The organism is Brevibacterium sp. HMSC22B09 (assembly GCF_001806795.1).
Taxonomy (GTDB): domain Bacteria; phylum Actinomycetota; class Actinomycetes; order Actinomycetales; family Brevibacteriaceae; genus Brevibacterium; species Brevibacterium ravenspurgense.
In genome coordinates this window covers 1-9,384 of record NZ_KV785994.1, presented here as the reverse complement: position 1 = coordinate 9,384, position 9,384 = coordinate 1, and the positions used below count along the sequence as shown (strand labels likewise).

The window sequence follows — 9,384 nt, the reverse complement described above, 5'->3', positions numbered from 1 at the left end:
CGGCCCGGCGCTTGGTGCCGGGCCGCGGCGCTGCTTCAGCGCAGCGCAGATTCAGCTGCGAATAGCGCCCGCTCCCACCGAATTCAGCTGCGAGCGCCGAAAACGCTCGAGCCGACGCGCACAATCGTGGCGCCCTCTTCGATCGCGAGTTCAAAGTCGGCGGACATGCCCATGGACAGTTCAACCGCATCGGCGGGCAGAACTCCGCTGTCGCGCAGGCGCTGCGACAGTTCGCGCAGGTCAGCGTAGGAGGGGCGGATTTCGTCGGCCGTTGAGCCGGGCAGTCCGATGGTCATGAGCCCGCGAATCCGCAGGCGCTCAAGCCCGCGCACTTCTTCAATGAGCTGTTCGGCCTCTTCTGGGGCGACACCGAATTTGCTGTCTTCGCGTGAGGTGTTGACCTGAATGAAGATGTCGAGACTATCGCGTTCCAGCAGCTCCAGCCGGTTGTCGATCCGCTGGGCCAAGCGCATGTTGTCAATGGACTCAATGCACGTACACGATTCGACGGCAAGCGTGTGGTTGACCTTGTTGCGCTGCAGCGGCCCAATGAGGTGCGCGACCGGGTTGAGGTCGGCCAGCCCTTCTGCTTTGGCGGTGAGTTCCTGCTGCCGGTTTTCGCCGATCAGCCGGTAGCCGTGCTCAATGGCCGTGCGGATCTTCTGGACCGGCTGCGTTTTGACGGCCAGGAGCACTTTGACGTCTTCGGCCGCAGCTTCCGGATTGCCGCCGCCGTAGCCTCGTCCCGCTGCTCTCGCGGCGGCCTCGGCACGCTGGGCAACATCGTCCAGGTTGGCGCGGATCTCGTCGCGCTCAGCATCGGTCAGAATCGGCTCATCAGCATTCGTCACGGGCACTCCTCGCCTAGAAAAACACAGCTTCCTTAAGGGTAGCCGGGGCTGTTCTTACCCCGCTGGGCCGCGCCCCACTCCCCGCCACAAAGCACGAGGTGGAGGTCGGCACAGTGCCGACCTCCACCTCGTCAGTGGGTCAGGTGTGGGCCCGTCAGCTGAAGCTCTTCGGGAGGCCTTCCGCTTCAGGGTCGATGTTGCGGATCAGAGCCATGGTGTCGGCCAGTTCCCAGCCTTCGTCGATGAGTTTGTCGAGCTTGTCGGCAACAAGCTGTGCAGCATCGAGCGGGACACCCTGGCTTTCGCCGCCGGCGAGCGCCAGGCCGAGGTCCTTGCGCATGAGCGACACTGCAAAGCCGGGCTTGAAGCCGTTGTTGGCTGCCGCGGTGTCGACAACACCGGGCACTGGGTACCAGGTGCGCAGCGGCCACGAGTCACCGGAAGACACCTTGGCGATGTTGATGAACGTTTCGTGCGAAAGGCCGAAGCGGTCAGCAAGCACAGCACCTTCGGCAACACCCTGGGCGCTGATGGCCAGCATCATGTTGTTGACGATCTTGGCGGCCTGACCGGCGGCGTCGCCACCGGCGTGGAAGATGTTGCCGGCCATGGGCTCGATGTACTTCTTGGCTGCTTCGAAGTCTTCGTCTTCAGCGCCGACCATGAAGGTCAGGGTGCCTGCGGCAGCGCCGGTCACACCACCGGAAACGGGAGCGTCGAGGAAGACGTAGCCGGCTTCGCGTGCCGCGTCGTGCAGGGCGCGGGCGGTGTCGAAGTCAATGGTGGACGAGTCCACGAGGATGGTGTCCTTCGATGCAACTTCGAGCACACCGCCGTCGGTGAGGTACACCGAGCGGGCGTGTTCGCCCTTGGGAAGCATGGTGAAAACGATTTCGGCGCCGTTTACGGCCTCTTCAATTGACTTCGCCGGGGTGATGCCGTCTTCTGCTGCAGCGGTGACTGCGGCTTCGACAACGTCGAATCCCTGAACCGTGTGGCCTGCCTTGACGAGGTTTGCTGCCATGGGGCGTCCCATGTTGCCCAGACCTACCCAACCGATGATTGCCATCATGCCTCCTTGCAAATGGTGAGTGCACACTGCCGCCCGACTGTCTGCACCGGCTGTGCTTCTGCACTCGCGGTGCGCTGCTAAGCGGCCGAAATTCATGTTCAGCATAACGCCGGGCATTGCGCAGATCACACTGTTCGGCCTTGTTTTCGGACGGCACTTGCGCACCGCGGGAGTGCGTCAGCGCACACTCCGCTCAGTAGACTGGCACCATGAACGTCTCCCGTCCCCCGGTGTCGCCGGATGATCTGCTTGCCCTGCTGGCCGTTTCTCGTCTGGGCAAGTACACGGCGGCGGCCGCGAGCATGGGGGTGACGCACACGACGGTGTCGCGGCGCATAGCGAACCTCGAAAAGGCGATCGGCGAAACCCTTCTGACGGCCACACCCGACGGCTGGGAGCTCAGTGCGGCCGGCCGCAGGCTGATGCCGGGTGCTGAAATGATCGAGAAGGCTCTCGGCTCAATTCAGGCCGATGCGCCGGACACCCCGATGTACGGGAACGTGCGGATTGCCTGCCCCGAGGCTTTTGCCATGTTCTATGCGGTTGATGCTTTGGCTCAGCTGCAGGCTGAACACAAGCGCCTCAACATTGAGATGACCACTTCCACTCAGAGGGCACGCCAGCACAGGTCGGGTTTTGACGTTGAGATCGTGGTGGAAAAACCGGATGTTTCCAACGCCACGGTCCACCACCTGCGGCCCTATGAGCTGGGCTTCTACGCTTCTGAAAGCTATTTGTCCACTGCACAGGCACCGCAGACCACGGAGGATCTGCGGGCGCATCGGCTGATCTACTACGCCGAGCACTCCCTGGGCGTGGCCAGCTTGGAAAGCGCGTGGAACGTGCTACCGGAACCGGCCGGGCACTTCTATTCGAACTCGGCATTGGCTCACGTCCAGTCCTGCCGCCGAGGTGTCGGTGTGGCTCTTCTGCCGACTTTCGCCGGTGAGGGTCTCACCAGGGTGATCCCCGACTTTTCGCTGCCCGTGCACTACTGGGCAGTGGTCAGACCCGAAGCACTGCGACGCACCGCCGTGCAGGCAGTTGTGCGCGCCCTGACGGTGCCGGACAGCGAATGACTGTCAGCCGCGGCCGACCGGACTGTCAGCCCCTGGCCTGAGCACGCGCGGCGCCCAGCACCCCTGCTCACTGCCCTGACGCGCGCTTTCTGTCGAGGAACTCAAACGCCCAGCCGATAACCGCCCAGATGCTGAGCACGCCGGCGGCGGCAGCGCAGATCAGCGCGAAGAAGAATACTCCCGACTGCGGCGAACCGGCGACCGTGAACAGAACCAGCGCAAGCACCACGGCAGCAATCGCCGCAATGCTCACCCAGCGTAGGATTTTTCGAGTGCCGGTGCGGCTGCCGGGCATGCGCCCGCCAGCTTCGTGTCCGCCAGGTCCGCGCTCGCCCGCACCACCAGGTCCAGAACTCATGCCGCGGACCATCCGCCGTCAATCGAGTGTGCCGATCCCGTGATGGCACCCGCGGCATCAGAGGCCAGGAAAACCGCCAGCTGCGCCACCTCATCAGCTTCGGGCAGACGAGGAACAGCCGAATGGCCCAGGAAAACCTCTTCGAGAACACTGTCTTCGGAGATCCCGCGAGTGCGAGCCTGGTCGGCAATCTGCTGTTCCACCAGCGGCGTCATAACGTATCCGGGGTTGATGGCGTTGGCGGTAACCCCCTTCGGTCCGCCTTCCAGCGCGGTGGTCTTGGTGAGCCCCATGAGCCCGTGCTTGGCCGCAACATAGGCGGACTTGTAGGCCGATGCGCGCAGCCCGTGCACACTCGACATGTTGATGATCCGGCCAAAACCGCGTTCGTACATGCCCGGCAGTACCGCTTTTGTCAGGACAAACGGCGCTTCGAGCATGAGCTTGTTGATCAGCTGCCATTTGTCCAGCGGGAAGTCTTCGAGCGCTTCGATGTGCTGGATGCCGGCGTTGTTGACCAGAATGTCGTAGTTCAGGCTGAGTTCATCAAGCGCTTCTGTATCCGCGAGGTCCACCTGCCAGTGCTTACCGCCGATCTTCTCAGCGATGTCCTTCGCTGCATCGCCGTTGATGTCGGCCACCGTGACGGTCGCACCTTCGGCCGCAAACGCTTCCGCTATCGCCTGGCCCAGGCCGGAAGCGCCTCCCGTCACAAGGGCGTTTCGTCCGTTCAGTCGATCTTCTGCCATCGTGCTGTCCTCCTGCTTTCGGGAATCGGTGCTTGAGTGCCGCGGATAAGGCGAGCGGCGCCTCGTCATCCGGGGAACCGAGAATCTCGGTTCCATTATTCCGGGAACGAGGCGCCGCCCGCCTATGCGCAAATGCGCGGTTTGGTCAGAGCTTCACACCGAAGCGTTCGGCGTCGGCGCGGTCGATGTCCGCGAAGTCGATGCCGCGTGTTTCCTTGGTGAACGCCAGGGCGATGAGCGAAATGACCGCGGCGATTGCAGCGTAGATGGCAATCGGGATGGCCGAATTGAACTTGTCCAGCAGGAACACGGCGATGATCGGGGCGAAGGACCCGGCGACGATTGCCGTGACCTGGTAGCCGAACGAAACGCCGGAGTTGCGCATGCGGGTGGGGAACATTTCGGACATGATCGCCGGCTGCGGCGCGTACATGAGGGCGTGGAACACCAGGCCTGCAAGCATCGCGATGAAGATGTTGAACGGCTCGCCCGTCGAGTAGAGGTTGTAGGCGAAGAATCCCCAGGATGCGGCAAGCAGAATTCCCACCAGGTAGGGCGGTTTGCGTCCGATGATATCGGTGATCTTTCCGACCAGCGGCACGAGGCAGGCGTGGATGGCGTGGGCACCCAGCAGAAGGCCGAGGATTTCGCTGGACTTGATGTTCACTTCGACCGACAGGTACGTGATCGTGAACGTCACCACCAGGTAGTAGTGGATGTTCTCAATCAGGCGCAGACCCATAGCGCAGAGGACGCCGCGCGGGTACTTCTTCAGAACCGAGAACACACCGTATTCGGCCGCGCCGTCGTCAATGGCGTCCTTGGTTTCGTTGAAGATCGGGGCGTCAGAGACCTGCGTGCGGATGTACCAGCCGATGAGCACGATGACAGCCGACAGCCAGAAGCCGATCCTCCACCCCCAGGACATGAAGTGCGCGTCATCGAGGGTGGTCGACAGGACCCACAGGACGGCGGTGGCCAGCAGGTTGCCCAGGGGCACACCGGCCTGCGGCCAGGAGGCCCAGAATCCGCGGGATTCTTTCGGTGAGTGCTCTGCAACCAGAAGCACAGCGCCACCCCATTCGCCGCCGACTGCAAAGCCCTGCACAAAGCGCAGGAGCACCAGCAGGATCGGCGCCATGATGCCGATCGCCTGGTATGTGGGCAGGCAGCCCATGAGGAAGGTGGAAACACCCACAAGGATGATCGACAGCTGCAGCAGCTTCTTACGGCCGAGCTTGTCACCGAAGTGGCCGAAAACAATACCGCCGACGGGGCGGGCGATGAAGCCGACCGCGTAGGTGACGAACGCCGCGAGAATCGGGGTGAGCGGGTTGTCTGACGGCGGGAAGAGAATGTGGTTGAACACCAGGGTCGCAGCTGACCCGTAGAGGAAGAATTCATACCATTCGACGACCGTTCCGGCCATCGAGGCGGCGACGACCTTCTGCAGGCCGCGACGCTCCTGAACGTCCATTGCCATTTCGGCTCCTTTGCCTCATAGTGCGTGCGACTCAACGCGCGGGACGGCTGACTGTCGCGGCGATGCGGACAGCAGCGCTCACGCAATTGTGAGATGACCCACTATAAGCGCACAGTGGGACGCAAAGGGCCTTCGTACCGCCATTCGGCATTGAGAATATGCGCACTCCCGCTGTGCCGGGGCGCACAGTGGGACGAGATTCAGCGTTTGCCGCCCAGTGAGGCCAGGTATTCGTTGTAGGCGCGCAGTTCGGCGTCACCGGAACGGGCTTCTGCGCGGTCTTTTCGTTTGGCTTCGCGGTCGGAGGCCTTCGACCATTGGACCGCGGCGGTGAACGCCAGGATGAGTGTGGGGAATTCGCCGATGCCCCACGCGATTCCGCCGCCCAGCTGTTGGTCGTCAAGGGCGCTGATCCACGTTTGGCCCATGTTGCCGTACCACTCGGGTTCAATGAGCACTTCTGTGGTCATGATCGAAATGCCGAAGAAGGCGTGGAAGGTCATGGTCACAAGGAGCACCACGAACCGCACCGCGTGGGGGAAGCGCTTCACGCCGGGGTCCACGCCGATCATGGCCTGCGCGAACATATAGCCCGCCGCCAGGAAGTGGATGATCATAAGTTCATGGCCCAGGTGGTACTTCAGCGCGTACCACATGATGCCGCTGTAGTAGAAGACGATGAGCGAACCGGAGAAGTTGATCGACGCGACAATCGGGTGGGCCCAGAAGCGCATGTACTTGGAGTGCACCAGGATGAGGATCCATTCGCGCACACCGCGCGAACCGTCTTGGCGGGGGTGGATGGCACGCATGAGCAGCGTGATGGGAGCGCCCACAACCATGGGGATGGGCACGAGCATGACAATCAGCATGTGCTGGATCATGTGGCCGGAGAACAGCACGCGGCCGTACACCATGGGACCGCCGCACGTGACATAGATGAGCATGGCCATGCCGCCCACCCACGAAATGGTGCGCCACAGAGGCCACTGTCCGCCGCGCTTCTTCAGTTCGCGGTAGCCCATGATGTACAGGACTGAGGCCCCGACGCCGATGACCACCCACAGCGGGTCAAAGCGCCACTGCAGGAAGTAGTTGTACCACAGCGGTTCCGGCGGCAGGAGTTCGCCGGAAAGGATTTCCGAGGGGGTGGGCTGCGAGCGCAGCTCCTGCGGGACTGGCGGCTGCGAACTGGCAAGCACGATGCCGATGGCGACAACCGCGCCGAAGATGGCGATCTCGGCAAGAACCAGACGCCAGAATTCTGCGGCGGCGCGCATGCTCGAGCCAAGCCGGCCGATGATCCGTTCGCGGTGCCAGAACCCGATCAGGCCGAGGATGACGGTGAAGACGATCTTGATGATGACCAGCTGCCCGTAGGGGGTCAGCCAGTCGTCGAGGCCTTTGACGCGCAGGGTGGCGTTGACGAAGCCGGAGTAGGCCATGATGACGATCGAAAACAGGGCGATCGTCGAGTAGCGCTTGATGATTTCGCCCAGGTCCTGCCGTCCCGTGAGGGTCGGTGAGATCAGCGCGAGGACCACGAGCCCGCCAACCCACGCCATGACCGCAACCAGGTGAAGGCCCAGACTGTTGACGGCTTCAATGTGGCCTTTGGCTTCTGCGGCGTGACCCATGAGCGCCTGCGGCAACAGGATGAGCACCGTCAGAAGCGCCGTCCAGCCGATCCCGGCAAAGCTGCGGGTGGCGAACAGGATCATCGACATGACGATGGCGGTGACCACGACCAGCGACCACAGTCGGCCCGAGTCGATTTGAGTGATGTAGGCGCCCAGCTGGGCGGAGAATTCTGCCTGGGTTGCGTTTGTCGCCGCCGTGCCGGCGGTGTTGACGTAGCGCAGAATCAGGGTGGCAACCGAGGACAGGACGAGGACAATCGACCCGATCTGCGCTGTCAGGAGCGCTGCCGCCCACGATGGGTCGAGTTCGACGTCACGGTCGTTCTTGCCATCTGCAACCGCAGCCGATGCGACCTCGGCAGTCAAAGTTGCCGCGACCGTCGCTTCTTCAGCAGCCGCCGCTTCCCCAGTGGCCGATGCCTTGCCGGCCGCAGCTTTTTTCGCCGCGAGCTGTTTGGCTTTCTTTTCTGCCCTGCGCGCTCCCGCGCCGCGACGGCGCTGCGGTTTCGACCGCGGCAGGATGAGCATCATGAGGATGATGGCGCCGATGACCACCACGCTGGCCGCCTGGAAGAAGAATTCGGCGATCGGCAGGCCGATGCGGCCGAGCGGACCAGAGTCCCCGACGAGCATGGGATTCGTGGCGCCGGTGTAGATGAGCGCCCAGGCCCCGAAAGCGGCGCCGACGACCGTGAAGAGCGGAATGGCCAAACGGCGGGCGAGCACGGCAGCTGACGAAGCTCGTTTGGAGTCCGCAGAGCCAGAGGAACGATCATTCGGGCGCATGCCCCTAGGGTACTAAGGCCCTCTGACACGGCCGCTGGGACGTCACCCTCTGCTGAGACCGACGCGGAACGCTCAGAGCGCAGAAAAGCCGCAGCGCCAGAGGGTCCTGGTCGCTGCGGCTTTCAGAGAACCTGTGAAGCGCGTCAGGCGAGGCTTTCGAGCTTCTTCTTGACTTCGCCGATTCCCGGGTTGGTCTGGGTGGTGCCGTCCGCGTAGAGAAGAGTGGGCACGGTCTGGTTGCCGTCATTGGCGGCTTCGACGACCTGCGCACCGTTTTCGATCTCTTCGATGTTGACTTCGCGGAACTCGATGCCCTGCTGCTTCAGCTGGGGCATAAGGCGCTTGCAGTAGCCGCACCACGATGTGGTGAACATGGTCACTGTGCCGGCTTCGGGAAGGAAGGGTGCGGTGATGTCGGACATGAACACTCCTCTGCTGAGTTACGTGGTGTCTTGCTGAATTGGGAACGAAAGGCGCGGGAACCTTATTCCCTCTCCTTCCACCTCGTGCCCCAAAAGCGGACGAGGTGGAGGTCGGCTCACCTCCAGCCGACCGACCGGGGATCAGCGGCCGAAGAGGCGAGCGAAGAATCCACCCGAACCGGGCCGCGCTTTTTCTGCGTCGGAGTGCTTGCCGTCGCACCACTGCGAGGCCGGCACCTGCTTTTTGACATCGGCCACGTGCTGACCGCAGCCGGCCCACGTCGTTTTATTGCACACACGGCAGGTGACTGGTCGGCACATATGTTTCTCCTTGTAGATTCGCAGTTGGTCACTTTTCAGCTGCCCAATCGAGCTCAACATTCTACGTCGAGCCGAAGGCCAGCTCGCTGCCGTCATCCGGCAGGTCGAAGACGACGCCAACTGCCGCACCTCGGCCTCTTGCTAGCCCGGCACCTCGTTCCACAACTCCCCCACTTGGCTGGCCACTGGTCCCAGAACCTCCGCACACCCTTTAGCCGGTTTCTGCGCCTTAGCAACAACTGCTAACGGGAGTTTCTGTTGCTAAAGGGAGTCTCCCTACGGCTAAAGCGTGGATTCATTGCTAACCGGTGTGCGCACAGGCGCCGAGTGCACCCAGCCAGCCCCGCGTCTCGCTCGCCTACCGGCCCAAGCACCTCGGCCTCTTGCCAGCCCGGCACCTCGATCTAAAACCTCCACACACCCTTTAGCCGGATTCTGCGCCTTAGCAACAACTGCTAACGGGAGTTTCACTTGCTAACGGGAGTCTGACTACGGCTAAAGCGTGGATTCATTGCTAACGGGTGTGCGCACAGTCGCAAGCAAAAAGCTCGGGCATCGTTTCCGATGCCCGAGCTTTGAATCTGTGCGCGAGGGGGTGTCTGGTTTCAGGACATCGTTCACCC

The 9,384-nt window shown here is 62.6% G+C and carries 10 protein-coding genes; 2 read left to right on the top strand and 8 right to left on the bottom strand.

The window, feature by feature from the left end; translation table 11 throughout:
• Positions 1-83 precede the first annotated feature (83 nt).
• Both HMPREF3087_RS00780 and mmsB read right to left on the bottom strand, forming a co-directional pair.
• Positions 84-851 carry a YggS family pyridoxal phosphate-dependent enzyme gene (locus HMPREF3087_RS00780; RefSeq protein ID WP_083271947.1) on the bottom strand — a complete coding sequence of 256 codons (768 nt, stop codon included), beginning with the start codon at positions 849-851 and terminating at the stop codon, positions 84-86.
• A 154-nt stretch (positions 852-1,005) separates the two neighbouring features.
• Positions 1,006-1,920, bottom strand: coding sequence for a 3-hydroxyisobutyrate dehydrogenase (gene mmsB / locus HMPREF3087_RS00775; protein WP_070427705.1), 915 nt, complete (start codon positions 1,918-1,920; stop codon positions 1,006-1,008).
• Between the two features lie 212 nt (positions 1,921-2,132).
• Here mmsB and HMPREF3087_RS00770 point away from each other — a divergent pair, with 212 nt between their 5' ends.
• Positions 2,133-3,002 carry a LysR family transcriptional regulator gene (locus HMPREF3087_RS00770; protein ID WP_070427704.1) on the top strand — a complete coding sequence of 290 codons (870 nt, stop codon included), beginning with the start codon at positions 2,133-2,135 and terminating at the stop codon, positions 3,000-3,002.
• A gap of 67 nt (positions 3,003-3,069) precedes the next feature.
• On the opposite strand, the gene HMPREF3087_RS10455 is transcribed toward HMPREF3087_RS00770, so the two are convergent.
• The 6 genes from HMPREF3087_RS10455 to HMPREF3087_RS00740 form a co-directional block, all read right to left on the bottom strand.
• On the bottom strand, positions 3,070-3,360 hold the full coding sequence (locus tag HMPREF3087_RS10455; RefSeq protein WP_141738836.1) for a hypothetical protein: 291 nt from the start codon (positions 3,358-3,360) through the stop codon (positions 3,070-3,072).
• On the bottom strand, positions 3,357-4,109 hold the full coding sequence (locus HMPREF3087_RS00760) for a 3-hydroxybutyrate dehydrogenase (protein ID WP_070427702.1): 753 nt from the start codon (positions 4,107-4,109) through the stop codon (positions 3,357-3,359). Before HMPREF3087_RS00760 ends, HMPREF3087_RS10455 begins: the two co-directional genes overlap by 4 nt.
• 145 nt (positions 4,110-4,254) lie before the next feature.
• Positions 4,255-5,592 carry an MFS transporter gene (locus HMPREF3087_RS00755; protein ID WP_062019245.1) on the bottom strand — a complete coding sequence of 446 codons (1,338 nt, stop codon included), beginning with the start codon at positions 5,590-5,592 and terminating at the stop codon, positions 4,255-4,257.
• Between the two features lie 200 nt (positions 5,593-5,792).
• Positions 5,793-8,018, bottom strand: a complete 2,226-nt coding sequence (locus tag HMPREF3087_RS00750; protein ID WP_256172990.1) for a bifunctional copper resistance protein CopD/cytochrome c oxidase assembly protein — start codon at positions 8,016-8,018, stop codon at positions 5,793-5,795.
• 143 nt (positions 8,019-8,161) lie between these two features.
• The gene (locus HMPREF3087_RS00745) at positions 8,162-8,440 is read right to left on the bottom strand and encodes a mycoredoxin (RefSeq protein WP_019174058.1); all 279 of its coding nucleotides are present in this window, start codon (positions 8,438-8,440) and stop codon (positions 8,162-8,164) included.
• Between the two features lie 141 nt (positions 8,441-8,581).
• Positions 8,582-8,761 carry a hypothetical protein gene (locus HMPREF3087_RS00740; RefSeq protein WP_070427701.1) on the bottom strand — a complete coding sequence of 60 codons (180 nt, stop codon included), beginning with the start codon at positions 8,759-8,761 and terminating at the stop codon, positions 8,582-8,584.
• 16 nt (positions 8,762-8,777) lie between these two features.
• Here HMPREF3087_RS00740 and HMPREF3087_RS10780 point away from each other — a divergent pair, with 16 nt between their 5' ends.
• Positions 8,778-8,906 (top strand): metal-sensing transcriptional repressor, encoded by a 129-nt coding sequence (locus HMPREF3087_RS10780; protein WP_141738837.1) that lies wholly within the window; start codon positions 8,778-8,780, stop codon positions 8,904-8,906.
• The last annotated feature ends 478 nt before the right edge of the window (positions 8,907-9,384 follow it).

What these genes read in the sequence shown, in the direction of transcription:
- mmsB (WP_070427705.1), bottom strand. Translation starts at nt 1,920, where the DNA reads ATGGCAATCATCGGTTGGGTAGGTCTGGGCAACATGGGACGCCCCATG.
- HMPREF3087_RS00770 (WP_070427704.1), top strand. Translation starts at nt 2,133, where the DNA reads ATGAACGTCTCCCGTCCCCCGGTGTCGCCGGATGATCTGCTTGCCCTG.
- HMPREF3087_RS10455 (WP_141738836.1), bottom strand. Translation starts at nt 3,360, where the DNA reads ATGAGTTCTGGACCTGGTGGTGCGGGCGAGCGCGGACCTGGCGGACAC.
- HMPREF3087_RS00760 (WP_070427702.1), bottom strand. Translation starts at nt 4,109, where the DNA reads ATGGCAGAAGATCGACTGAACGGACGAAACGCCCTTGTGACGGGAGGC.
- HMPREF3087_RS00755 (WP_062019245.1), bottom strand. Translation starts at nt 5,592, where the DNA reads ATGGCAATGGACGTTCAGGAGCGTCGCGGCCTGCAGAAGGTCGTCGCC.
- HMPREF3087_RS00750 (WP_256172990.1), bottom strand. Translation starts at nt 8,018, where the DNA reads ATGCGCCCGAATGATCGTTCCTCTGGCTCTGCGGACTCCAAACGAGCT.
- HMPREF3087_RS00745 (WP_019174058.1), bottom strand. Translation starts at nt 8,440, where the DNA reads ATGTCCGACATCACCGCACCCTTCCTTCCCGAAGCCGGCACAGTGACC.
- HMPREF3087_RS00740 (WP_070427701.1), bottom strand. Translation starts at nt 8,761, where the DNA reads ATGTGCCGACCAGTCACCTGCCGTGTGTGCAATAAAACGACGTGGGCC.